22 protein-coding genes are annotated in these 22281 nt (G+C 69.0%); 8 read left to right on the forward strand and 14 right to left on the reverse strand.

Annotated elements, in window-relative coordinates; all coding sequences use genetic code 11:
* Positions 1 to 219: 219 nt before the first annotated feature.
* Positions 220 to 675 carry an Lrp/AsnC family transcriptional regulator gene (locus J8I33_RS04015; protein WP_050014512.1) on the reverse strand — a complete coding sequence of 152 codons (456 nt, stop codon included), beginning with the start codon at positions 673 to 675 and terminating at the stop codon, positions 220 to 222.
* Positions 676 to 790: 115 nt separating this feature from the next.
* On the opposite strand from J8I33_RS04015, the gene J8I33_RS04020 reads away from it, so the two are divergent.
* Together J8I33_RS04020 and J8I33_RS04025 are read left to right on the forward strand one after the other, a co-directional pair.
* Positions 791 to 1336, forward strand: coding sequence for an alpha/beta hydrolase (locus J8I33_RS04020; RefSeq protein WP_209933711.1), 546 nt, complete (start codon positions 791 to 793; stop codon positions 1334 to 1336).
* Between the two features lie 179 nt (positions 1337 to 1515).
* Positions 1516 to 2769: a YbfB/YjiJ family MFS transporter gene (locus tag J8I33_RS04025; RefSeq protein ID WP_209933234.1), complete on the forward strand. Its 1254-nt coding sequence runs from the start codon at positions 1516 to 1518 to the stop codon at positions 2767 to 2769.
* A gap of 11 nt (positions 2770 to 2780) precedes the next feature.
* Here J8I33_RS04025 and hpaC read toward each other — a convergent pair whose 3' ends face one another.
* The gene (gene hpaC, locus J8I33_RS04030) at positions 2781 to 3326 is read right to left on the reverse strand and encodes a 4-hydroxyphenylacetate 3-monooxygenase, reductase component (protein WP_124714549.1); all 546 of its coding nucleotides are present in this window, start codon (positions 3324 to 3326) and stop codon (positions 2781 to 2783) included.
* Positions 3327 to 3661: 335 nt separating this feature from the next.
* Between hpaC and J8I33_RS04035 the strand changes: the two genes are divergently transcribed.
* Positions 3662 to 4294 (forward strand): response regulator, encoded by a 633-nt coding sequence (locus J8I33_RS04035; RefSeq protein WP_050014407.1) that lies wholly within the window; start codon positions 3662 to 3664, stop codon positions 4292 to 4294.
* 124 nt (positions 4295 to 4418) lie between these two features.
* Here the strand turns inward: J8I33_RS04035 and J8I33_RS04040 are convergent, their stop codons facing one another.
* The 5 genes from J8I33_RS04040 to J8I33_RS04060 form a co-directional block, all read right to left on the reverse strand.
* Positions 4419 to 5162 (reverse strand): SDR family oxidoreductase, encoded by a 744-nt coding sequence (locus J8I33_RS04040; protein ID WP_209924617.1) that lies wholly within the window; start codon positions 5160 to 5162, stop codon positions 4419 to 4421.
* A gap of 59 nt (positions 5163 to 5221) precedes the next feature.
* Positions 5222 to 6346 (reverse strand): amidase, encoded by a 1125-nt coding sequence (locus J8I33_RS04045; RefSeq protein WP_209933236.1) that lies wholly within the window; start codon positions 6344 to 6346, stop codon positions 5222 to 5224.
* Between the two features lie 32 nt (positions 6347 to 6378).
* The gene (locus J8I33_RS04050; protein ID WP_209933238.1) at positions 6379 to 6900 is read right to left on the reverse strand and encodes a nuclear transport factor 2 family protein; all 522 of its coding nucleotides are present in this window, start codon (positions 6898 to 6900) and stop codon (positions 6379 to 6381) included.
* Between the two features lie 8 nt (positions 6901 to 6908).
* Positions 6909 to 7286, reverse strand: a complete 378-nt coding sequence (locus tag J8I33_RS04055) for a hypothetical protein (protein ID WP_050014413.1) — start codon at positions 7284 to 7286, stop codon at positions 6909 to 6911.
* A 96-nt stretch (positions 7287 to 7382) separates the two neighbouring features.
* Positions 7383 to 8576: an acyl-CoA dehydrogenase family protein gene (locus tag J8I33_RS04060; RefSeq protein ID WP_089489036.1), complete on the reverse strand. Its 1194-nt coding sequence runs from the start codon at positions 8574 to 8576 to the stop codon at positions 7383 to 7385.
* Positions 8577 to 8728: 152 nt separating this feature from the next.
* Between J8I33_RS04060 and J8I33_RS04065 the strand changes: the two genes are divergently transcribed.
* Complete coding sequence (locus tag J8I33_RS04065; RefSeq protein ID WP_209933240.1) at positions 8729 to 10276, forward strand: ATP-binding protein; 1548 nt, start codon at positions 8729 to 8731, stop codon at positions 10274 to 10276.
* A gap of 50 nt (positions 10277 to 10326) precedes the next feature.
* On the opposite strand, the gene J8I33_RS04070 is transcribed toward J8I33_RS04065, so the two are convergent.
* The 3 genes from J8I33_RS04070 to J8I33_RS04080 all read right to left on the reverse strand — a co-directional run bounded on the left by J8I33_RS04070 (position 10327) and on the right by J8I33_RS04080 (position 12676).
* Positions 10327 to 10713, reverse strand: coding sequence for a tautomerase family protein (locus J8I33_RS04070; RefSeq protein WP_209933242.1), 387 nt, complete (start codon positions 10711 to 10713; stop codon positions 10327 to 10329).
* Positions 10714 to 10892: 179 nt separating this feature from the next.
* The gene (locus tag J8I33_RS04075; RefSeq protein WP_209924623.1) at positions 10893 to 11396 is read right to left on the reverse strand and encodes an aromatic-ring-hydroxylating dioxygenase subunit beta; all 504 of its coding nucleotides are present in this window, start codon (positions 11394 to 11396) and stop codon (positions 10893 to 10895) included.
* A complete protein-coding gene (locus J8I33_RS04080; RefSeq protein ID WP_209933244.1) occupies positions 11393 to 12676 on the reverse strand; it encodes an aromatic ring-hydroxylating dioxygenase subunit alpha in 1284 nt (427 codons plus the stop codon). Before J8I33_RS04080 ends, J8I33_RS04075 begins: the two co-directional genes overlap by 4 nt.
* A 140-nt stretch (positions 12677 to 12816) precedes the next feature.
* Between J8I33_RS04080 and J8I33_RS04085 the strand changes: the two genes are divergently transcribed.
* Entirely contained in the window at positions 12817 to 13734 is a 918-nt protein-coding gene (locus tag J8I33_RS04085; protein WP_209933246.1) for a LysR family transcriptional regulator, read from the forward strand.
* A gap of 115 nt (positions 13735 to 13849) precedes the next feature.
* Here J8I33_RS04085 and J8I33_RS04090 read toward each other — a convergent pair whose 3' ends face one another.
* Entirely contained in the window at positions 13850 to 14827 is a 978-nt protein-coding gene (locus J8I33_RS04090) for a PDR/VanB family oxidoreductase (protein WP_209933252.1), read from the reverse strand.
* 215 nt (positions 14828 to 15042) lie between these two features.
* On the reverse strand, positions 15043 to 16446 hold the full coding sequence (locus J8I33_RS04095) for an MFS transporter (RefSeq protein ID WP_209924626.1): 1404 nt from the start codon (positions 16444 to 16446) through the stop codon (positions 15043 to 15045).
* A gap of 410 nt (positions 16447 to 16856) precedes the next feature.
* Between J8I33_RS04095 and J8I33_RS04100 the strand changes: the two genes are divergently transcribed.
* A complete protein-coding gene (locus J8I33_RS04100; RefSeq protein WP_209933259.1) occupies positions 16857 to 17975 on the forward strand; it encodes a porin in 1119 nt (372 codons plus the stop codon).
* Positions 17976 to 18013: 38 nt separating this feature from the next.
* Here the strand turns inward: J8I33_RS04100 and J8I33_RS04105 are convergent, their stop codons facing one another.
* Together J8I33_RS04105 and J8I33_RS04110 are read right to left on the reverse strand one after the other, a co-directional pair.
* Positions 18014 to 19045 (reverse strand): LysR family transcriptional regulator, encoded by a 1032-nt coding sequence (locus J8I33_RS04105; protein WP_209933265.1) that lies wholly within the window; start codon positions 19043 to 19045, stop codon positions 18014 to 18016.
* On the reverse strand, positions 19042 to 20016 hold the full coding sequence (locus J8I33_RS04110) for an AraC family transcriptional regulator (RefSeq protein WP_209933272.1): 975 nt from the start codon (positions 20014 to 20016) through the stop codon (positions 19042 to 19044). The genes J8I33_RS04105 and J8I33_RS04110 overlap by 4 nt, the downstream gene beginning before the upstream one ends.
* Positions 20017 to 20165: 149 nt before the next feature.
* Between J8I33_RS04110 and J8I33_RS04115 the strand changes: the two genes are divergently transcribed.
* The gene (locus tag J8I33_RS04115; RefSeq protein ID WP_209933275.1) at positions 20166 to 21272 is read left to right on the forward strand and encodes an NAD/NADP-dependent octopine/nopaline dehydrogenase family protein; all 1107 of its coding nucleotides are present in this window, start codon (positions 20166 to 20168) and stop codon (positions 21270 to 21272) included.
* Positions 21269 to 22279, forward strand: a complete 1011-nt coding sequence (locus J8I33_RS04120) for a 3-hydroxybutyryl-CoA dehydrogenase (RefSeq protein ID WP_209933281.1) — start codon at positions 21269 to 21271, stop codon at positions 22277 to 22279. Before J8I33_RS04115 ends, J8I33_RS04120 begins: the two co-directional genes overlap by 4 nt.
* The last annotated feature ends 2 nt before the right edge of the window (positions 22280 to 22281 follow it).

Here is a 22281-nt window from a genome sequence, read left to right on the forward strand (position 1 = left end):
ACGAATGCAATGCGTCGCATTGTTTTTAGCTGAGGTGCGCTAAACACGGGCGTTTTCGATTCACATATTGGAAAAATGGATAAAACGAGCGACAGATCGCGCATCTTTTTTTAGTGAATTCAAATCCAGAACGCCGAATTGAATTCGGTAATTTTTAATTTGAGTTCAATTGAAATGATTGCTGCACTTTATGTCGTTAAAGAAAGCCGCATGCGAACGTCATCCGAGCAGCGCCTTTCCGATCGCCTTCGTCGGTTCCGAGCGCAGCACCAGCGAAGTCGTGACCGCGCCGAAGCGGGCAATCGCGTCGATCAGGGTTTCGAGCTGGCCCGGCGTCGGCACCAGCACCTTCAGCAGAAAGCAGTCCTCGCCGGTCATGCGGTGGACTTCGATGACATGCGGCATCTCGGCAAACGTGCGCAGCGCCGGTTTGATGTGCTCGTGAGTCGTTTTGAGCCGGATGATCGCCATCATGCCCAACCCGAGCGCGGCCGGATCGATCCGCGCGCCGTAGCCGGCGATGATCCCGCGTTCTTCCAGCCGCTTCACGCGCTCCGACGTGGCCGGCTGCGACAGCCCGATGCGCCTGCCGACTTCCGACAGCGGCGTCCGCGCGTTGTCCTGCAGCGCTTCGAGGATCGCAAGATCCAGGCGATCCAGTGCTTCTTCCGGCATGACGGTCCTCCGGTACCGTTGATTCATCGGCATTTTGTCCCAATAACCGATGACTTGCCATTCCATGCCGACTGATGCGTGGTCACACTCTGGGCTTTCGTCGATGGAGGGAGTGATGAATCGAGCGATCGTGATCGTGCCGGGTATCGGCAATTCGGGACCGGATCATTGGCAAAGCCACTGGGAGGCGGCGTTGCCCGGCGCCGCGCGCATCGCGCCGGCTTCATGGGACGCGCCCGACCTGGCCGACTGGACGGCGGCGCTGGACGAGGCCGTCGCGAACGCCGGGGTGCCTCCGATCGTGGTGTGTCATTCGCTGGGTTGTCTGTTGTTCGCGCATTGGCATGCCGTGTCGGCTCGGGCGGTGCGCGGCGCGTTTCTCGTGGCCGTGCCCGACCCGGCAGGGCCGCGCTTTCCCGTTGCCGCCGCCGCGTTCGCGAACCTGCCGAACAGTGGGTTCGGGCGCGTGCCTGTGCTGGCGATCGCGAGCGAGGACGATCCGTACGATCCGTCGGGGCGCGCGCTCGAATGGGCAACGGAACAGGGTGCGACGCCGCTTCTGCTCGGCGCGCGCGGCCATCTGAACGCGGCGTCCGGGCTGGCTGGATGGCCCGAAGGGCGCGCGCTGCTGGCGGCGTTTGCGGCCGGACTCGGGCGATAGCGCGCGCCCGCGCCGGCTGGTTTCCCGCGGTGTTCGGCCGTCGTGTCGGGGAGCGGGAACCGGGCGCGGCGGCCGTCGCGGTTGTGCCGCTGCCGCGCGTGCCGATTTCGTGGCGGCTCCAGTATGATCGACCGACGGCGGCGCAAGCCCCGGAATCGAACAACGAAGGAGACACCCCGATGCGTGCAGTGCCGCAACCGGAGCGTGACGGTCGCTCGCGGCCGGACGCCGGCGCCACCGATCCCGGCCGCATGGCCGCGTGGCGGCTCGCGATCTGCCTGTCGCTCGGCAGCGCGATCGCGCTCGGCCTCGCACGCTTTTCGTATGCGTTGCTGCTGCCGCCGATGAAGGCCGATCTCGGCTGGACGTTCGCGCAGGCCGGCGCGCTGAATACGGCGAACGCGGCCGGCTACCTGATCGGCGCGCTTGCCTTCCCGCTGCTGTCGCGGCGCCGGCGCGCGGGCACGCTGCTCGCGGCCGGCTGCGCGCTGACCGCCGTGCTGATGGCCGCGGGCGGGCTCACGCCGGACATGCACGCGTTGCTCGCGCAGCGGCTGGCGACGGGTGTCGGCAGCGCGTTGATCTTCATCAGCGGCGGCGTACTGGCCGCGCGGCTCGCCTCCGCGTCGCCGCGCGATGCGGGGCTGCTGCTCGGCCTTTACTACGGCGGCACCGGATGGGGCATCGTCGCGTCGTCGCTGCTCGTGCCGGCCACGCTCGTGTCACGCGTGCACGGCTGGCAGCCCGCGTGGTTCGCACTCGCGACGGCGTGCGTGCTGTTCTCGGCAGTCGCCGTGTCGGCCGCGCGCCGCATCGAGCATGCCCATGCGGCACCGGCCACGCGGGCCGACGGTGCGAAACCGGCGGCTGCCGCGAGCCCGGCCCGCTTCGCACTCGCGCTGGCCGGCTACGCGCTGTTCGGCGTCGGCTATATCGGCTACATGACGTTCATCGTCGCGTTGCTGCGCGGCGCGGGGATGAGCGGCTCGGTCGTCGCCGCGTTCTACGTGATGCTCGGCGTCGCGACCGTCGTGTCGGCGCGGCTGTGGTCGGGGCTGCTCGACCGGATGCGCGGCGGCCAGGCGCTCGCGGTGCTCAACGCGCTGCTCGGCGTCGCGACGCTGATGCCCGCGCTGTTCGTGCATCCGGCCGCCGCATTCGCATCGGGCTTGCTGTTCGGCGCGACGTTCCTGTCGGCGGTCGCGTCGACGACGGCCTTCGTGCGGCACAACCTGCCGCCCGACGGCTGGGCCAAGGGGATCAGCGCATTCACGACCGTCTTCGCATTCGGACAGATCGCGGGGCCGGTCGCGATCGGCTGGGTGTCGGACAGCGCGGGGCTCGCGCGCGGGCTCGTGTATTCGGCGCTCACGCTGTTCGCGGGCGCGGCATTCGCGGCCGGGCAGCGCGCGCTGCGCAGCACGTCCGCGTAGCCAAGCACCCGTCACCGCACGCATGCGGTGCGCGACACGCGATGAAACGCGCGGCTGAAGTAGATCAGGCTGTCGCCGTCGTCGCGCACGCGGATCGACGTCGCCTCGATGAACATCACCGAATGCGAGCCGACTTCCTTCATCTCGGCGATCGTGCCCTGCAGGCTCGCGAGCGCATCGCGCAGCACCGGCACGTCCCGTTCGCCGCGATCCCACACGGGGAGAGCGAAGCGCTGTTCCATCGGCAGGTCGGTGAGCCCCGCGAAGTGTCGCGCGAGCAGCTCGTGCTCGGCCGGCAGCACGTTGATGCAGACCTGACGGTTGCGCTCGAAGGTCGCATGCATCGCGCTCGACCGGTTCAGGCACACGAGCAGCGTCGGCGGCGCGTCGGTGACCGAGCACACGGCGCTCGCGGTGATCCCGCAACGGCCGTGCGGCCCCGCGGTGGTGATCACGTTGACGGCCGCGCCGAGATGGGCCATCGCCTGGCGGAAGGCCTTTTGCGCGTCGGTCGGTTCGACGCGCGCCGGTTGCGGGGTATCGATCGTGGCGGACATGGGCGCTCCTGGTTGGATGAAGGCGGCGATCGCGGGTGCTGTCGATGCAGCATCGCTCGGCCGACGATGACCCAAGCGTACGCCGCGAAAATGCGGCCGACCATTCGCACGAACGATGACGAAGATGGCGTTCGCGCCAACGCATCTAAAGGTTCTACCTAGATGCGCGGCACGCTGCGCGAAAAAATGAGCGGTTGTGCGTTCACGCGGTACGTGAAGGGGTATTCAGCGGATTTTCGGCTCGCTATGATGTGCCGCATACCCCCGACGAACGACGCGGGCTTCACCTCTGCGTCGCGCGTGATACCGATACCGATATTTTGCGAGACACCCCGATGACGTCACCCGCACCGATCGTATACATCGTCGACGACGACGGCGGCATGCGGACGTCCCTCGCGTGGCTGCTCGAATCGGTCGGCATCGCGTCCGAAGGGTTCGCGAACGCGGCCGATTTTCTCGCGCGCTTCGACGTGAACCTGCCTGCGTGCCTCGTGCTCGACGTGCGGATGCCGGAGAAAAGCGGCTTCGACGTGCAGGCCGAACTGAATGCGCGCGGCGCGACGCTGCCGGTGATCTTCGTCAGCGGACACGGCGACATTCCGATGTCGGTGCGCGCACTGCAGAACGGCGCGATCGATTTCGTCGAGAAGCCGTATAACTCGCAGCAGATGCTCGAGCGCGTGCAGCGCGCGCTGCGGCTCGCGCAGCAGCGGCATGCGGTGAGCCAGCGCCACCGCGAGCTACGCCAGCGGCTCGATGCGCTGACCGCGCGCGAGAAGGAAGTGCTGCGCGGCGTCGTGGACGGCAAGGGCAGCAAGCAGATCGCGTCGGACCTGTCGATCAGCGTGAAGACCGTCGACGTGCATCGCGCGAGCATCAAGGAGAAGCTCGGCGCGACGTCGATCGCCGCGCTCGTGCGCGACGTGATGGTCGTGTGGGGCGACGATGGGGAGGCGTCTCGATAGCGGTCGGGGCTGTGCGCGGATCGGCTTGCGCATCCGGGCCACGAGAAGCATGCAACGCACGCGACGCAGCCGATGTGCACGCACACCGCGCACACGCACCGCGCGTCCGATGCGTGCGTACCGTTCAGCGCATGTACAACCCGCCGTTGATGTCCCAGCATGCGCCGTTCGCGAAATGCGCGTCGCCCGACGCGAGCAGCACGGCCGCATCCGCGACGAAACCGGCCGACCCGAGCTTGCCGCCCGGCAGGCTCGCGAGCACCTGACGCAGCTTTTCCGGCGCGACGCTTTCGTACACGATCGGCAGATCGAGCGGCCCCGGCGAGATCGCGTTGACGGTCACGCCCTGCGCGGCGAGATCGCGGGCGAACACCTTGGTCAGCGTCAGCGTGCCGCCTTTCGCGGCCGCATAGTGCGCGCCCGTCGCCGAGCCGCCGTTCTGCCCGGCGAGCGACGCGATGTTGACGATGCGGCCCGCGCCGCGCTGCGCGAAATACTGGCCGAACACCTGGCAGCCGAACAGCACGCTGCGCAGGTTCACGTCGATCACCTGGTCGAACTGCTCGGCCGTGATCTCCATCGCCGGCACGACCTTCGATGCGCCCGCGTTGTTGACGAGCACGTCGATCGTGCCCCAGCGCGCGACGAGCGCATCGCGCGCGGCTTCGAAATCGCTTTTCGACGTGACGTCGAGCGGCAGCGCGATCGCGCGTTCGCCGCTCGGATCGAGCTCGCGTGCATGCGCGTGAATCGCGTTGGCGGCGATGTCGGCCAGCGCGACGCGATAGCCGGCCGCATGGAAGCGTTCGGCGATGACGGCGCCGAGCCCGCGCGCGGCGCCGGTGACGAGAACGACTCTGTCTGACATGGTATGGAGTTCCGTGGTTCGCGGGCGCACGCCGAGGGAAGCGGCGCCCGTATCGTGGTTCATGCGGCGAGCGCGGCTTCGAAGTGTGCCGCGATTGCGCAGACCCGTTCGTCCGCGCCCTTGCGTCCGACGATCTGCAAGCCGGCCTTCAACGGCGAACCGGCGAGCGGCAGCGGCAGGCTGAGCGCCGGATGGCCGCTCAGGTTGAACGGGCGGATCAGCGACGACATCGCGATTACCGAGACGCCGTCGCGTGCCTGCTGCAGCGTGATCGGCAGCGCGGGCAGCGTCGGCAGCACCAGCACGTCCGCGTGTTCGAGCGCGGCGTCGATCTGTGCGGTGAAGCGTGCGCGCACGGCTTCGGCTTCCTTCAATGCCGCAGGCGCGGTCGTTGCGGCCGCACGCAATCGCGCATCGAGGTCGGCACCGAGCTTGCCGGTCGCGACCAGGTGACCGAACGCGCGCGACGTTTCCGCGTTGATCACGGTGAGCCCCGCCGGGAACGCGGCCGGCATTGCATCGAGCACGATCGTATGCGAACGCAGGCCCGACGCGCGAACGGCCGCATCGAGCGCGGCGGCGATCGCCGGATCGGTTTCGACGGCGAGTTGGGCGACCGTGCCGCCTTCAACGGAAGCGGTCGCCCGCGCGCGATCGAAGTCCGGCGCGATCGCGGCCATCACCGCGACGAGCGTGCGGATCTCGCGCGCGAACGGCCCGACGCAATCGAGCGTGGTGTCCGCGGGCGCGACGCCGCGCCGCGACACGCGGCCGAACGTCGGTTTCAGCCCGGCCACGCCGCAGCACGCGGCCGGCCCGCGGATCGAGCCGCCGGTATCGGTGCCGAGCGCCGCGTCGACGGCGCCGAGGCCGACGAGCGACGCGGAGCCGCTCGACGAGCCGCCGGGAATGCGCGCGGCATCCTGCGGATTGACGGGCGTGCCCGTGTAGTCGTTGATGCCGGTCATGCCGAACGCGAGTTCGTGCATGTTCGCCTTGCCGGCGATCTGCCAGCCGGCGTCGAGCAGCAGGCGGACCACGTCCGCGTGTCGGACGGCCGGCGGCGCATCGGCGAGCGCGCGGCTTGCCGCGCGGGTCGGATAGCCCGCGATGTCGATCGTGTCCTTGATCGCGATCGTCGGGCCGGGGCCGCCGAGCGTGAAGGTGTCGATGAAGCCTGTCATGGTGCGATGGCGTGCGAATACGGTGGAAGGGTTCAGGACCGTGGCGCGGCGGCGAGCGGCCACGGGCCGTCGAGCACGCGTTCGGTGCGGAAATGGCGGATCAGCCAGGCGGCGCCGTCGGCGGCCGGCGCGAAATCGATCGTGAGCCGCGCGGCGATCAGCTCGGCCGAATCGTCTGCGTAGCGCGACGCCTGGAGCATGATCCAGCGGCCGCGTGCGCTTGCATGGTCGACACCGATCTCGATCGACTCCGACGTCAGGAAGTGCAGGTTCGCCGAGAAATGCGGATCGGGCGGAAGATAGCGGCCGAGCATCGCGACGATCGCGGCCGGGCCTTCGAGACGGCCGAACTTGCGCGCGTACAGCGGGCCGATGCCTTCCCACACGGCGTCGGACGTGAACAGTTCGGCCAGCGACGGGCCTTCGCCCGCATCTTCGGGTACGTCGCACAGCGCCATGTAGCGCGTGATCGTCGCGCGCACCGCGCGCTCGGCGTCGAGCGCCGCGACGCGCTGTGCGAGCGCGTCGATCGCGGCCGCAGACAGATCGGTCATCGCGCGCCTCACGCCGCGGGCTTCGTGGCCGGCGGCACGGTCAGCGCGCGGCCGACGCGTGCCTCGATCTTGCCGTAGCGCCACAGGTTGTATTCGCCGACGGGCGTCGTGCGGTACAGGTTGCACACGGCGACCGTCGTGTCGAAATCGGCGACGTCGGCCATGATGTAGAAGGTCCACGGTGCGCCGTCGGCCTGGCCGACCACGAGGCGGTCGTCGTCCATCACGCCGAGCACGCGCACGCCGGGCATCGCTTCGACGGCCGCGAGCATCGCGCCGTACGCCTGCCATACTTCGCCGATCTTTTCGCGCGGCAGGTCGAAGAAATTCTGCGACACGCCGCAGCAGAACAGCACGCGCAGCGGCAGCGGATTCGAATCGGACATAGTGGGTTCTCCAGAGGAATCGGTCGGGCGCATGAGCCGGCCGGCGACGGTGCGGCGGCTTCATGCGCGTTCATCGAAAGTTTCGGGCGATGCAGGTTACAGATAGCCGGGAAACGGCGTGACGCCGGTGAAGACCGCGCCCGCGCCGTCGAAGTTGCCTTCGGCGAGGAACGCGTGCTGCGTGACGACCATCGCATCGCGCAGCAGCCGCTGCAGCGGATGCGACCGGTAGATCGCGGCCGTGCCGCCGAGGCGGTACGCGCGTTCGACGACGCTCGCGCCTTCGCGCGCGATCTGCGTGGCCGCGAGCCGCAGCAGGCTGACCTGGTCGGGCGTCACCGGGTTGCCCGCGAGAATCGATTGCCACACCGAATCGGTCGCATCGTAGAAAAACGCGCGCGCCGAGCGCAGTTGCGCCTCGGCCTTCGCGAGCTCGATGCGGAAATACGCGCGATCGGCGAGACGCGGCGCGCCGGTCGTCGTCTGGCGGCCGCCCGACATCCGGTTCACGACGTCGAGCGCCGCGCGCGCGAGGCCGAGGTTGACGACGGCCAGCACCTGCGCCGCATACGCGACGGTCGGATAGCGGTACAGCGGCTCGTCGACGGTCGCCTCGCCGCCGCGCACGAAGGTCCACGCCTCCGGCACGAAGCGGTCGTTCACGCGCAGGTCGTGGCTGCCGGTGCCCTGCATGCCGACCACGCTCCAGTTCTCGACGATCTCGACGTCCGCGGCGCGGAACACGGCGGTGCGCGGCTTGTTCGGCGCGGCGTCCTGCGCGCCCGGCACGGCGATGCCGACGCCGAGCCAGTCGGCGCCCTTGCAGCCGCTCGCGAATTTCCACGTGCCATTTACGCGCCAGCCGCCCGGCGCGGCCTGCGCAGGCTGCACCGGGAACAGGCCGCCCGCGAACACCTGGTCGGGGCCGCTCGCGTACAGCTCGGCCTGCGTGTCGAGCGGCAGCGCGGCGAGATAGACGTTCGCGGAGCCAAAGCTTGCGACCCACGCGGCCGAGCCGTCGGCGGTCGCGATCCGTTCGATCATGTCGAGGAACGCGGTCGGCGCGAGCGCATCGCCGCCGAAGCGGCGCGGCGTGCCCGCGCGATAGATGCCGGCCTGCTTGAACAGCGCGATCACGTCGCGCGGTACGTGCGACAGCCGGTCGAATTCGTCGCGGCGCGCGGCGACGGTTTCGATCACCGCGTCGAGCGGCGACAACGGCGCGGCCGCGGGACGGGCCGCGGGCGGCGAGGTCGGCGCGGATTCGATGGCGAGGGCGGCTTGCGGCATGAAAGTCTCCTGGGGATGGGGCGATTCCGGCATTCGCATGTGCGTTTCATATGCAAACAGACCCTAGTCTAGAAACGCCGAAAACACGCAGCAATTGGTGCGTTGGGCCGCGCGACTGGTGACGCTCCGTGCCGGCCTAAAGAAATCTTCAGATGCGATCGGCGCGCGCCGGTGCTATGTTGGGTTTCCGGCCGCGCGATGCCGCGCGCCTTCCTCCGAATCCGATCATGAGTTTTCCCGACGAAGACGATTTCCACCGGCTGCTCGACGCGCTGACCACGTGCGTGCTGCTGCACGACGCGCGCACCCGGGCGATCGTGTGGGCGAATCGCGCCGCGTGCATCGCGCTCGGCTTTTCCGTCGAGGAATTGCTGCCGCTGAAGGCGCCGGACATGACGCGCCCCGAGCCGAAGTACCGGCGCGAGATCGCGGTGAGCGCGTGGGATCGTGCACTCGTCGACGGCCCGCAGGTGTACGAATGGTGCTATCGCTCGCGCACGGGGGTCGACATGCTGTCCGAGGCCACCGCGACCTACGTGCCGCTGCGCGGGCGCGACGTCGTGATGGTGCAGTTCCGCGACATCAGCGCGGAAGAGGCGGTCCGCCAGCAGTTGCGCCGCTACGAGGCGCGGCTGCGCGAGTTCATGCAGGATCTCGACGAAGGGATCGCGGTCGTGACGCCGCACGGCGGCGTGCAGTTCATCAGCGAGTCGGGCCGCCGCGTGCTGGGGCTCGCGCCCGACGAGCCGCTCGGCGAGGTGCTCGACTACTGCTCGGCGGCCGATCGCGACCGGCTCGTCGCGCAGTTGCGCGACGCGCCGTCCGCATGCCCGTCCGCGCCGCAGCGCTACCGGATCGTGCGGCGCGACGGCTCCGCCTGCTGGCTGCGCATCCTGTGCCGGCAGGTCGAGATCGAAGGCGATCTCGACGGGCTGCTCGTGCAGTTTCGCGACGTGAGCGACGAAGTCGCGATCGAGGACGCGCGGCGCGCCGAGGCGCGGATGCTCGAATACGCGGGCCGCTACAACGCGATGGGCGAGATGGCGACCGTGATCGCGCACGAACTGAGCCAGCCGCTCGCGGCCGTGCGCAATTTCATCGAAGGCGCGGTGCGGCGGCTGAACGGCAACGGCGCCGTCGACGACGCGATCTGGGGGCTGCGCAGCGCGGATCGGCAGGCCGAGCATGCGGCGCTGATCATCAAGAGCGTGCGCGAATTCATCGTGAAGCGCGAGCCGGTCGTCGCGCGCGCCGACCTGCGCGACATTCTCGCGGACGTCGCGTACTTCATCGAGCTGCGTGCGAAGGAGGCCGGCGTGACGGTCGCGATCGTGCAGGCCGACGCGCCGCTGCCGATCCGCTGCGAGCGCGTGCTGATCGGGCAGGTGATCCTGAATCTCGCGTTCAATGCGATCGAGGCGTTCGCCAGTTGCGAGCGCGCGCCGCGCACGCTGACGCTCGGCACCGCGAACGTGGCCGGCCATGCGGAGTTGCGTGCGATCGACAATGGCCCGGGCATCGATGCCGGCGCGCACGACCGGCTGTTCGATGGCTTCTCGTCGTCGAAGGCGGGCGGCAACGGGATCGGGTTGTCGCTGTGCAAGAGCATCGTCGCGCGCCACGGCGGGCGGATCGCCGCGAGCCCGGCCGCGGGCGGCGGGCTCGACTGCCGCGTGACGCTGCCGCTCGCCGACGGGTGAGCGCAACCGCGTCGGCGCATTGCGGCGGGGCGGCGACGCGCGACGCATGGTCAGCGCCCCAGCGCCCGCGCGGTCTGGCCGCCAATGCCGAAGTCGGTGTTCGGAATGTCCTTGATGATCACGCGCGTCGCCTGCAGCGGCGCGTCGAGCACGTTCGCGCCCGCATCGGACAGCGCGGCGATCAGCGCGCGCTTCTGTGTGTCGGTGCGCCCGGCGATCAGGATCGCGACGATCACCGGCAGCGACGGCGGCGCGCCGTCCGCGGCGCTGCGGCCGCCGAGGCCGATATGCGTCGCGGGCAGTTCGGTGAGCAGTACGCGCACGGATTCGAGCGGTGCGCCGATCGCGTCGACGGTCGCGTGGCTGAGGCGCGCGATCAGCTCGGCCTTGCGCGCGTCGTCATGGCCGGCCGGCAGGAAAACTTCGAGTGTGGGCATGGTCGTCCGGAAAGGTGAAGGTGACTGGCTCACCGTTGCGCGAGCGACGGCGAAGCGGTCGCCGCTGAAAGGTGAAGGTGACCGGTTCACCTTTGCGCGGGCGACGGCGAACCGGCAGCCGCTCACCGGTGAAGGTGCCCGGCTCACCATTGCGCTGGCGACGGTGAACCGGTCGCGGCTTACAGCAGGAAGCCGATCGCGCTGAGCGCTTCGGTCGAGTCGATCAGGCGCACGACCTTCTCCGCAATCCGCATCTCGCCTTCGGCATCGACGTGCAGGTTGTGCGTGACGTCGGCCGCGAACAGCGTCGCGACGCCGCGCTTGTATGCGACCACCACCTGCGCCGATTTCAGCTCGACGGTATCGGCGCTGCCGCTTTCCAGCGTGAAGCGCGATACGGTGCGCACCGTGCGCGCCGCGTCGGTGGCCGACGCCGAATAGCCGGACACCATCCGCTGCACGCGCTTCTCGCGCATGTCCTGGTCGTCGAACACGTAGTTCAGCGTCGCCGCGAAATCGGTCGCGTCGGGATCGATCGGCACCACGTAGTGGCCGGTCGGATCCCACAGGTCGAGCCACGCGCGATAGTCGCGGCGGTCGAGCATCTCGGCTTCGCGCCACACGAATTCGACCGCGCGGGCGAAGGTCTGCTCGGAAAAGAGGGCGTTGCGGTCGTCCATCATTGCTGCTCCATCATGTTGCGCCATTGCCGGTAGGCTTCGCGCATGCCGGTCTCGTCGGTCGCATGCGCGGTCTTTTCGCCGTTCGCGGCGGTCGTCTCGCGGTTCAGCCCGCGATTCACGAGGATCGGCACGTCGGGCCCCGCCTGCGCGCCGCGCTGCACGCGCTCCCACGCTTCCGCATCGTCGGGGCTGCCGAAGCCGAACGGGCCCTGGAAGTGCTCGTGGATGCGCAGCCGCTCGCGGTTCGCTTCGTCGGGGCCGCCGTCCATCGCGAGCGCGACGTGGCGGATCTCGGTTTCGTTCGCGGAGATCGGCCGCAGCACGCGGAAGAAGGCCATCGACAGCGCGAGGTTCGGGAACAGGTTCAGGTTGAAGCCGACGCCCATCAGCGAGCGCACGATGCGGCGCACTTCGTCGGGCGAGTGACGTTCGGCGAGTTTCGCCGCGAGCGGCGCGAAGCGTTCGGCCAGCGGTGCGCCGTCGTCATCGTCGAGATCGATCAGCTCGGGCATCAGCACCGCGAGGCTGTGGCCGTTGCCGAGCGCGCGGCAGAACGCGTGCTCGCTCGTCATGAAGCTCGTGATCGCGGCGGCCGTCTCGTCGTCGATCGACTTCATCCACGACTTGTGCACGACCGGGAAGTGATAGAGGTCGGTCGTGTTCTCGAGCTGGATCTTCCAGTTGCCCTTGAACTTGAACTTGTGCTCGCCGTTCGCCTTGATCGGGTAGCCGGCGCCCTGTTTCATGAACAGGTCGATCCACGGCTTCGCGCCGCCGAGGAAATCCTCGAGCGGTTCGATGTCATCGTTGAAGCTCGCGAAGATCAGCCCCTGGTACACGCCGACGCGCAGCTTCACGAGCGGCAGGTCGCCTTTCTCGCACACGCCTTCGTAGCCGTCGCCGTACGGCAGCGCGCGCAGCGTGCCGTTGAGCGCGTACGACCAGCTGTGATACGGGCACGTGAAGCCCTTCGCGTTGCCCTTGTGCGATTCGCACACGGTCGCGCCGCGATGGCGGCAGCGGTTCTGCAGCACGTTCACCTCGCCGGTCTTGTCGCGCACGACGATTACTGGCTGGCGGCCGATCGTCGTCGTGATGAAGTCGCCCGGGTTCGGCAGTTCGCTGTCGTGCGCGACCCAGATCCAGGTGCGGTAGAAGATGCGGTCGAGCTCGGCTTCGAACAGCGCGGGATCGTGATACATCGCGGGCGCGATGCGGTCGGGCTGCGCGAGACCATGCAACGCGCGGGTGTCGATCGTCTGGTAGGGAATGTCGCTCATCGTCGTCGTGGGGAAAGAGTCGCGAAAATCGGGCCGCGCTGGGCGCAGCGTCCGGAGATCAGTCTCGTCTTCTGCCGCATATCGGTCAAATTGATCTAAAATTGATAATCAAATAAATGTGGCAAATGATGGAGGTCACGATGACGTCGGTCGATCATCTCGATCTGAACCTGTTGCGCGTATTCCAGGCGATCGTCGAGGAACGCAGCCTGACGAAGGCCGGCGAGCGGCTCGCGCTGTCGCAGCCGGCCGTCAGCTATTCGCTCGGCCGGCTGCGCACGCTGTTCGACGATCCGCTGTTCGTGCGGACGCGCTCGGGCATGCAGCCGACGCCGGTCGCGCTCGAACTTGCGGGCATCGTCGGCAAGGCGCTCGACATGGTGCGCGTCGCGCTGCGCTATGCGGAGCGCTTCGATCCGGCCACCAGCACGCGCACGTTCCGGGTGTCGCTGTCGGATGCGGGCGAGATGGCATACCTGCCGGCGATCTGCCAGGCGCTGCGCGAGCGCGCGCCGCGCGTGACGTTGAGCGTGCAGCCGCTGCCGGTGGAGGAGATCGAGGAGGCGCTGCGCGCGAGCCGGCTCGATTTCGCGATCGGCAACCTGCCTGAGCTGATGCCGCGCACGCGCCACCAGGTGCTGTTCGAGGAAACCTACGTGTGCATGACGGGGCGCCGGCGCGGGCTGCCGACGACCGCCGCGCTGAGTCTCGAGCAGTTCGTGCGCGCCGCGCACGTCAACGTGAAATCGGTCGAGCACAGCCACCACGCGCTCGACGACGCGTTGCGCGCGCAGGGCGTGGGTCGCAACATCGCGCTGGAGGTGCCGCACTTCGTCGCGCTGCCGAGCGTGCTGTCGGTCACCGATCTGTATGCGACGCTGCCGAAGCGGCTCGCGCAGATCCTGAACCGCGACAACGCGTTCCGCCTGTATGCGCTGCCGGTCACGCTGCCGCCCGCGCCGGTGACGATGCATTGGCACGAGCACTTTCACGAGGACGAGGGCAATGCGTGGATGCGCGCGCTGCTCGCCGAGATCGTCGAGCGTTTCGACGAATGACGGTCGGGCGGCTCGTGCCCGACGCAACCGCGGTGGCGGAGTGTCCGTCGGCCGCGCATCTTTACATGAGTCGATCAGTAGATCGGCGCGGCAATACGGTGGCGCGTTCGGCGCATCAGAGATCGAGTACGAGCACCGCCGAGCGCGCGCGCGACACGCAGCAGCAGATCACCGTGTTGCTCGCGCGCTCGGCCTTGCTGAGGCAGTGATCGCGATGATCGGGTTCGCCGTCGATGACGGGCACCATGCAGGTGCCGCACACGCCTTCGCCGCATGACGTATCGACCTCGATGCCGATCTTCGCGAGTGCGTCGACGATCGACGTATCGGGCGCGACGCGCACCGATTGGCCGCTGCGTTGCAGGCGCACTTCGAAGTCTTCCGCTGGAGCGGCATCCGCAGTGACCGTCGCGGAGGGTTCCGCCGCGAAGCGTTCGAGATGAATCGCGTCTTCCGGGATTCGCTTGGCCGCGGCTGCGACAACGGCATCCATGAACGGCCCGGGGCCGCACGTATAGACATGCGCTTCCAGATCAATCGACTCGATGCAGCGGCCGAGTTCGGCCGCGAGCGCATCGGGCTCGACACCGTAATGGAACGTCACGTGCGACGCGAACGGTTCGGCCGACAGTTCGTCGACGAACGCCGCATGGTCGCGGCTGCGCGCGAAATAGTGCAGTCGATAACGCGCGCCGCGCTGGTGCAGCGCATACGCCATCGACAGCAGCGGCGTGATGCCGATGCCGGCCGCGATCAGCACGTGCTCGCTCGCGTCATCGGTCAGACGAAACAGGTTGCGCGGCGTGCCGATCCACAATTCGGCGCCGACGCTCACGTCGTCGTGCAGCGAACGCGAGCCGCCGCGCGACTGCGCTTCCTTCTTCACCGCGAACAGATAGCTGCCGCGCTCGTCGGGGTTGCCGCACAGCGAATATTGCCGCGTGATGCCGGACGGCGCGGTGACGTCGATATGGGCGCCCGGTTCGTACGCGTCGAACGGCTGGCCGTCGACGCGCGAGACCCGGAAACAGCGGATGTCCTGCGCCGCGTCGATCAGCGTGTCGATCCGGACCTGGTGGCGGTTCGCTTGCATGGGAAATTCCGTGGGGTAGAGAAACGCGGCGCGGCGGAGCCCCGCGCCGTCATGCGATCGAGAATAGGGACGGTCATCGCATAAATCAAATCGATTAAAAATCGATGCCGGAATAAGCGGGATGGATGATGGTGGGCGTGTCGATCGTCGCCGGTCAGCGGTGCGGCAATCGCGCGGCCGGTGCGCCGACCACGCGATCGGTGAACCGCGCGACCTCAGCGGGCGGCAATGGCGTTGCCGCCGTCGACGGCCGCATCGGCCGAAGCCGATGCCGACGCGTGGCCGCGTTCGCGCTCGAGGCTGCGGCGATAGTGGCGGCAGCCGGCGGCGAGCAGCAGCGCGGCGAGCGTCGCCGCCGCGACGTTGACGATCGACATCGAGTGCCCGACCGCGGCCGGCGCGCCGAACACGCGATCGGTAAACAGCGCGACGACGGTCGTGCCGATCCCGAGCGCGATCAGGTTCGACACGAGCAGGAACAGCGCGGAGATCTGCGCACGCATCTGGTTCGGCGCGAGCGTCTGCATCGCGGCGGTCGACGTCGGCATCGGGAACGACGCGAAGAACATCGCGACGACCAGCATCGCGAGCGACGCCGGCAGGCTGTCGAGCTGCGTGAACAGCGTCGCGGGAATCACCATGCAGGCGGCGCCGATCGCGCCGGCGCGCATCGGCGCATCGCCGCGGCCGCGCCGCAGCAGCCAGTCGTTGAGCCAGCCGCCGCAGAACACGCCGGCCGTGTTCGCGACCAGCAGCACGATGCCGAGCGTGTAGCCGGCTTCGACGGCCGTCATTCCGAAGCGGCGGATATAGAACGCGGGCGTCCAGCTCAGCAGGCAATACAGCGTCATCGCGTAGAACGAGAAGCCGAGATAGTGGCATGAGAAGGTCGCGCGGTGCATGCCGACGAAGCGCAGCGAATCGCGCATCGACACGCGCCGCACCGCGCCCGAGCGATCCTGCGCGAGCCCCTTGCGCTGCGGGTCGCGCACGGTCGCGGCGAACAGCAGCGCGACGAGGATGCCCGGCAGCCCGACGATCAGGAACGTGACCTGCCACGCATGCACCTGCCCGACCACCGGCAGCGTGAATGCGCTCGCATGCTTGAGCAGCGCGATCACGTAGCCGCCGATCAGGAACGCGATGCCGCCGCCGATGAACGAGCCGAGCGAATACACGGCGATCGCGCGGCCGAGCTTCTCCTTCGGGAAGTAGTCGGCGAGCATCGAATACGCGCCGGGGGACAGCGCGGCCTCGCCGACGCCGACGCCCATCCGCGCAACGAACATCTGCACGAAGTGCTGGCTGAGCCCGCACGCGGCGGTCGCGATGCTCCACAGCGCGATGCCGAGCGAGATGATGCGCGGGCGCGCATAGCGGTCGGCGAGATACGCGACGGGCAGCCCCATCACCGCATAGAACAGCGAAAACGCGAAGCCGTTGAGCAGGCTGAACTGCGTATCGGACAGGTGCAGGTCGCGCTTGATCGGCTCGATCATCAGCACGAGGACCTGGCGGTCGACGAACGAAAAGACGTACGCGAGCATGCAGATGACGACGACATACCATTCGTACGTATAGCGCTTGCCGTCGGCAGCGCGGGCCGTGGATGCGGACATGCGGGTTCTCCAGGAGCGGGCGGTGGAAAAGCGCGGCATCGGCCTCGCGGGCCGGGCGCCGTCGCAGCGCGAAAGCGTGCGGATGACACGATCGGTGACGCAGCGTAGTCGGCCAAATTCGGCCGCCATAGCCGGAGTGACAGCCGCGCCACACGGATATTTACCGACCCGGATAAAGAAAACACCGAGGCCGTGCGCGCGGGCCGCCGCGCAGCGCGCGCGCGGCGGGGCCCGTGCGCGTCATGCGGCGCGTCTATAAGCGTTATAGAGCGCATTGCGTCGACGTCCGAAATTGTCGTTCCTAGACTCGGGCCGGTTTTGATCGGCAGCGTTCGCATCCGAAAGCGAGCGCGCTTCACATCAAGCGGCGCGATGCCGACAGGCGCCGCAACTTCTACGGGACGACGCAGATGAACCATTCGAACCGGCGAGCCTTCCGGCTTGCCGTACCGCTCGCCGCGCTGCTCGCGTGCAACGCGCTGCCTGCCGTCGCGCAATCGAGCGTGACGCTCTACGGCCGCATCGACACCGCGATCGAATACGCGAACGCCGGGCCGAACCACGTGACGCGCATGGGCAGCGGCAACCTGTGGGCGTCGCAGTGGGGGCTGAAGGGTGTCGAGGATCTCGGCGGCGGCTACGCGACGATTTTCAAGCTCGAGGACGGCTTCAACGCGGCGAGCGGCGCGCTGTCGAACAGCAGCGCGCTGTTCGGCCGCGAAGCGTGGGTCGGCATCACGGGGCCGTTCGGCGGCGTGCAGTTCGGCGAGCTCTACACGATCCTGCATACGACACTCGTCACATACAGCCTGCCCGGCCTCGGCGCGGGGCTCGCATGGGGCAACGCGACCAACAACTTCGTCGGGCCCGCATTCCTGCGCGTGCGCAACTCGATGCGCTACACGTCGCCGCGCTACGCGGGCTTCCTGTTGCGCGCGATGGCCGCGCGCGGCGCCAACGGCGCGGCCGGGCAGCCGGCGACGCTCGGCGATACGTATGGCGCCGGCATCAACTACGTGCGCGGCGGATTGTCGGTCGACGTCGACATCATGCAGCAGAAGTTCAGCCCGGTCGCCGCATCGACGCTCGGTGCAGCGAGCACGGCCGCGAACGGCAACTACACGCTCGGCGCGATTTCGTACGACTTCAGCGTCGTGAAGGTGGCCGCGCTGTACCTGCGCCATCGCGGCGGTCCCGACGTCGCGACCGCGATCGACGGCCAGAGCGCGTATCCGCACAGCGACATCATGGAGCTCAGCGCGACGGTGCCGATCGGGCGCGCGTCGCTGCTGCTGAGTGTCGGCCATTACCGGAAGGTCGCCGACAGCGACGGCAACGCCGATTCGTACGGCATCCGCTTCGACTATCCGCTGTCGAAGCGCACGGTGCTGTACACGGGCGCCGCGATGGTGCGCAACGGCGCGCATGCGCGCTTCGTCGTCAACGGCGCGGCGGGCGGCGGCGTCGCGGTGGCGAAGCCGGGCGCGACCGCGAGTTCGCTCGTCGCGGGCATCCTCACGTCGTTCTGAGCGTGCCGGCGGGCCCGTGCCCATGCTTGCTCGAGCCGCTACGCGCAAGCAGGCGGCTGCGGCGCGAGCCATGCATCGAACGGCGCCTGCTCGCCGATATTGAACAGTTCGAGCAGCAGCGCACGCAGCCAGCGATGGCCGGGGTCCGCATCGAAGCGCCGATGCCAGTACGCGTTGACGGCCCATTCGCCGGCGCCGGCGATCTCGTACAGCACGCACGGCTGGCGCGCCGCGAACGTGATCGCGATCGTCTTCGGCAGGATCAGCGCGTAATCGCCGTCCTGCAGCAACGCGGGCACCACCATGAAATCGGGCAGCGCGGCGCGCACGCGCGGCATCAGTTCGTGCCGTTCGAGCAGTTGCATCGACTGCGGATGCGACGTGACCGCGACGAAGCGCAGCGCGTCGGGCGCCGTGCCGTCGAGCACGAAATCGTCGGGCAGCCCGACGCGTTGGGCGGTGCGGCGCGGCATCAACAGCACGCAGCGCTCGTGCAGCAGCGCGGTGCGCTGGAAGTGGCTCGACGCATCGGCGAAATGCCCGAGCGCGAAGTCGATGCGCCCGGATTCGAGCGCGACGTTGAGCTGGCACTCGTCGACGTGCAGCGTCTCGATCACCGCGCCCGGCGCACGCCGGTCGAATGCGGCGAGCAGCGTCGGCAGGAACGCGCTCGCCGCGAAATCGCTCATGTGCAGACGAAACACGCGCTGCGTGCTGTCGGGCGTGAAGCGCGAGCCTTCGTCGAGCACGTGCTGCAGGATCGCGAGCGCCTTGTCGACCGAGATCGCGAGCCGTTGCGCGCGCGGGGTCGGCTCGACGCCGGTGCCGGTACGCACGAACAGCGCGTCGCGAAACATCAGCCGCAGCCGGCCGAGCGCATAGCTGACGGACGGCTGCGTGACGCCGAGCCGCAGCGCCGCGCGGCCGACGTGCCGCTCTTCATACACCGCGCGAAACGTCTTCAACAGGTTGAGATCGAGATCCTGCACACGCAGGCCGTCGGCGGCGTCGCTGTCGTGCGGCGCGGGTTCGGGGCGGGCCGTCGGCCGACCGGGGGCGGAGTGCGTCATCGAGCTTGCCTCGCGGTGACGGAAGGCGCGTGGCCGTAACGCTGCGCATACGCCTTCGCGAAATGGCCGAAGCCATGGATGCCGTGCGCGAGCAGCACGTCGGTCACGCTGCGCGCGTCGCCGCGTTGCAGCGCCGCGTGCACGGCGGCGAGCCGGCGCTCGCGCACGTACGCGGCCGGCGTGGTGTGCAGGAACGCGCGGAATGCATGCTGCAGCGTGCGCGGCGCGACGCCCGCGACGGCCGCCAGCGCGGCGAGCGCGAGCGGTTCGTCGAGGTGCGCATCGACGTGAGCGCACGCACGCCGCACATGGGCCGGCAGCGGCGGCGTGCCGCGCAGCAGCGTGTCGCTGTACGAATGCGGCAGGTGCGTGAGCAGCAGTGACATCAGCCACGCGGTGAGGTCGGTGCCGAACATCGGCGACGCGGTGCCGATGCCCGGCTGCGCGCCGATCCGGCACAGGTACTCGAAGGTCGGCAGCACGAGCGCGGCGCCCGTGCCGGCGCCGCCGGCTGCCACGTCGAATTGCAGCGGCCGCGCGAGCGGCGCGCGAAGCATGTCCTGCAGCTTGCGTTCGAGCGCGCCGCGTTCGAGCCGCAGCACGAGATTGCGGCAATCGGGGCTCGTGCGCAGGCGGCTCGCGAGCGCGGGCGACGACACGGTCAGCGCGCCGGGGCCGGCGTACGCGACGACGCTGCCGGCCTGCAGCTCGCACGCACCGGCGAGCGTCAGCCGGAACAGGAAGTGATCGGCGTCTTCGCCGAACTCGATGCGCGTTTCGCGGCCGTAGCTGAGTTCGAGCAGCGCGCCGTGATGCAGTGGCACCTCGTACAGCTCCGCGCGAAACGGATCGCGGCCGGACGCGGCCATCCGGTGCGGTCCGAGCCGATGCGCGACCGCGCGTTCGACTTCGTCGGGGGCGTGCAGCGTGCCGAGCCGGTTCGGTGCATGGCGGGAAAGGGCGATGTCCATTGATAGACCTCGTAGCGGATGCAGGGGCGCGTGGGCTTGCGCAGCGTCGCGAATGCGTTGCGCGAACGGGCGCGTCGTTGCGTGTTTTGAAGCGACGCGGCGCAGGCGGCCGCGTAGTCTCGGGCGTACTCGATCACCAGGAGAAGACGATGAAGGTATGTGTTCTGGGCGGCGGCCACGGCTGCCATGCGGCGGCCATCGACCTGCTCGAAAAAGGTCACGACGTGACGTGGTGGCGGCGCGATCGCGAGCCGCACGCGCGGCTGCGCGCGCTTGGCGTGTTGAACGTCACCGACTATCGCGGCAAGCGCGCGGTGCCGCTCGGCGATGCGCCGGGCGCGATCCGCCTGACCGACGATCTGGCCGTCGCGCTGCACGGCGCGCAACTCGTCGTGGTGCCGTTGCCGGCCACGTCGCACGACGCGCTTGCCGCGCAGGTCGCGCCGCTGCTGGAGGACGGCCAGGTCGTGTTCCTGCCGCCCGGCACGTTCGGCAGCGCCGTGTTCGCCCGCGCGGCGGCCGATGCCGGCAACCGTTCGCGCGTCGCGTTCGCCGAAACGGGCACGCTGCCGTACCTGGTGCGCAAGTATCGCGACAACGACGTCGTGATCAGCGCGTACGCGACGCGCCTGCCGACCGGCGTGTGGCCGGTGAATGCAGCCGGCTGGGCGTTCGACGTGTTGCGCGCCGGCTATCCGTCGGTCGAGCCGGTCGAGGATGCGTTGTCCGGCGCGCTGATGAATGCGGGCCCGGTGATCCATCCGCCGCTGATCCTGATGAACGCCGGGCCGCTCGAACACTTCGACGCGTGGGACATCCACAACGAAGGCACGCAGCCGTCGATCCGCCGCGTGACGAACGCGCTCGATGCCGAACGCATCGCGGTGCGAGAAGCGCTCGGCTATCGCGCGCCGCATTTCCCGCTCGCCGATCACTACGCGACCGACGGCGACGAGTGGATGTACGGGCGCGGCGCGCACGGCAAGCTGACCGATAGCGGCGACTGGCGCGAGAAGATCGATCTGCGCACGCATCGCTACATGCTCGAGGATACCCGGCTCGGGCTGTCGTTCATCGTGTCGTGCGGGCGCTGGGCCGGCGTGCCGACGCCCGTCGCGCAGGGGCTGCTGAGCATCGCGAGCGCGGTCGCGGGGCGCGACCTGTATGCGGAAGGCCGCACGCTGGAGCGGCTCGGGCTCGCGGCGCTGTCGAAGGACGCGCTGCGCGCGCTGGTCGATGCGGGGTACGCGGCATGAAGGCGGCCGACGATGTGACGCGCATCCACGTGCTCGGCGCGGGACGGATGGGGCAGGGCATCGCGCTCGTGTTCGCGTTTGCCGGCCTCGACGTGACGCTGATCGACTTCAAGCCGCGCGATGCGGCTGGCCGTCGCGCGTTCGACGCGCGCACGCGCGACGAGATCGCCCGGCCGCTGCATGCGCAGCTCGCGCTCGGCCGCATCGATGCCGCGCAGGCCGGCGCCGTCGCCGCGCGCATCGCACTGGTGGCGCGGGACGGCGCGGCCGACGCGGTGCGCGATGCCGATATCGTGTTCGAAGCACTGCCCGAAGTGCTCGATGCAAAGGTCGACGCGCTGCGGTGGCTCGGCGAACACGTCGATGCGCACGCAACGATCGCGTCGACCACGTCGACGTTCGTCGTCACCGAATTGCAGCGCCACGTTGCGCACCCGGCACGAATGCTGAACGCACACTGGCTGAATCCCGCGCTGCTGATGCCGCTCGTCGAGGTCAGCCGCAGCGACGCGACCGATCAGGCCGTTGTCGACACCGTCGCAGCGCTGCTCGAATGCGTGGGCAAGAAGCCGGTGATCTGCGGGCCGGCGCCCGGCTACATCGTGCCGCGCATTCAGGCGCTCGCGATGAACGAGGCCGCGCGGATGGTCGAGGAAGGCGTGGCCAGCGCCGAGGACATCGATATCGCGATCCGCACCGGCTTCGGTCCGCGCTTCGCGGTGCTCGGGCTGCTCGAATTCATCGACTGGGGCGGCTGCGACATCCTGTACTACGCGTCGCGGTACCTGGCCGGCGAGATCGGCCCGCGCTTCGCGCCGGCCGCGAGCGTCGTGCACAACATGGAAACCGGGCGCGACGGTGTGCGCACGGGCGCCGGCTTCCACGACTATGCGGCGGTCGACGTGCCCGCGTACATGCGCCAGCGGCTCGGCGAATTCGCGCGGCTGCTCGACCATCTCGGGCTGGCGCCGGCGTTCGACAGCGCGCGGCGCGGCCGGGACGCGTAGCC

The organism is Burkholderia sp. AcTa6-5 (assembly GCF_017815075.1).
In the GTDB taxonomy this organism is placed as follows: Bacteria; Pseudomonadota; Gammaproteobacteria; order Burkholderiales; family Burkholderiaceae; genus Burkholderia; species Burkholderia sola.

Coding starts and splice junctions, on each gene's coding strand:
- J8I33_RS04015 (WP_050014512.1), bottom strand. CDS start 675: ATGCCGGAAGAAGCACTGGATCGCCTGGATCTTGCGATCCTCGAAGCG.
- J8I33_RS04020 (WP_209933711.1), top strand. CDS start 791: ATGAATCGAGCGATCGTGATCGTGCCGGGTATCGGCAATTCGGGACCG.
- J8I33_RS04025 (WP_209933234.1), top strand. CDS start 1,516: ATGCGTGCAGTGCCGCAACCGGAGCGTGACGGTCGCTCGCGGCCGGAC.
- hpaC (WP_124714549.1), bottom strand. CDS start 3,326: ATGTCCGCCACGATCGATACCCCGCAACCGGCGCGCGTCGAACCGACC.
- J8I33_RS04035 (WP_050014407.1), top strand. CDS start 3,662: ATGACGTCACCCGCACCGATCGTATACATCGTCGACGACGACGGCGGC.
- J8I33_RS04040 (WP_209924617.1), bottom strand. CDS start 5,162: ATGTCAGACAGAGTCGTTCTCGTCACCGGCGCCGCGCGCGGGCTCGGC.
- J8I33_RS04045 (WP_209933236.1), bottom strand. CDS start 6,346: ATGACAGGCTTCATCGACACCTTCACGCTCGGCGGCCCCGGCCCGACG.
- J8I33_RS04050 (WP_209933238.1), bottom strand. CDS start 6,900: ATGACCGATCTGTCTGCGGCCGCGATCGACGCGCTCGCACAGCGCGTC.
- J8I33_RS04055 (WP_050014413.1), bottom strand. CDS start 7,286: ATGTCCGATTCGAATCCGCTGCCGCTGCGCGTGCTGTTCTGCTGCGGC.
- J8I33_RS04060 (WP_089489036.1), bottom strand. CDS start 8,576: ATGCCGCAAGCCGCCCTCGCCATCGAATCCGCGCCGACCTCGCCGCCC.
- J8I33_RS04065 (WP_209933240.1), top strand. CDS start 8,729: ATGCGATCGGCGCGCGCCGGTGCTATGTTGGGTTTCCGGCCGCGCGAT.
- J8I33_RS04070 (WP_209933242.1), bottom strand. CDS start 10,713: ATGCCCACACTCGAAGTTTTCCTGCCGGCCGGCCATGACGACGCGCGC.
- J8I33_RS04075 (WP_209924623.1), bottom strand. CDS start 11,396: ATGATGGACGACCGCAACGCCCTCTTTTCCGAGCAGACCTTCGCCCGC.
- J8I33_RS04080 (WP_209933244.1), bottom strand. CDS start 12,676: ATGAGCGACATTCCCTACCAGACGATCGACACCCGCGCGTTGCATGGT.
- J8I33_RS04085 (WP_209933246.1), top strand. CDS start 12,817: ATGACGTCGGTCGATCATCTCGATCTGAACCTGTTGCGCGTATTCCAG.
- J8I33_RS04090 (WP_209933252.1), bottom strand. CDS start 14,827: ATGCAAGCGAACCGCCACCAGGTCCGGATCGACACGCTGATCGACGCG.
- J8I33_RS04095 (WP_209924626.1), bottom strand. CDS start 16,446: ATGTCCGCATCCACGGCCCGCGCTGCCGACGGCAAGCGCTATACGTAC.
- J8I33_RS04100 (WP_209933259.1), top strand. CDS start 16,857: ATGAACCATTCGAACCGGCGAGCCTTCCGGCTTGCCGTACCGCTCGCC.
- J8I33_RS04105 (WP_209933265.1), bottom strand. CDS start 19,045: ATGACGCACTCCGCCCCCGGTCGGCCGACGGCCCGCCCCGAACCCGCG.
- J8I33_RS04110 (WP_209933272.1), bottom strand. CDS start 20,016: ATGGACATCGCCCTTTCCCGCCATGCACCGAACCGGCTCGGCACGCTG.
- J8I33_RS04115 (WP_209933275.1), top strand. CDS start 20,166: ATGAAGGTATGTGTTCTGGGCGGCGGCCACGGCTGCCATGCGGCGGCC.
- J8I33_RS04120 (WP_209933281.1), top strand. CDS start 21,269: ATGAAGGCGGCCGACGATGTGACGCGCATCCACGTGCTCGGCGCGGGA.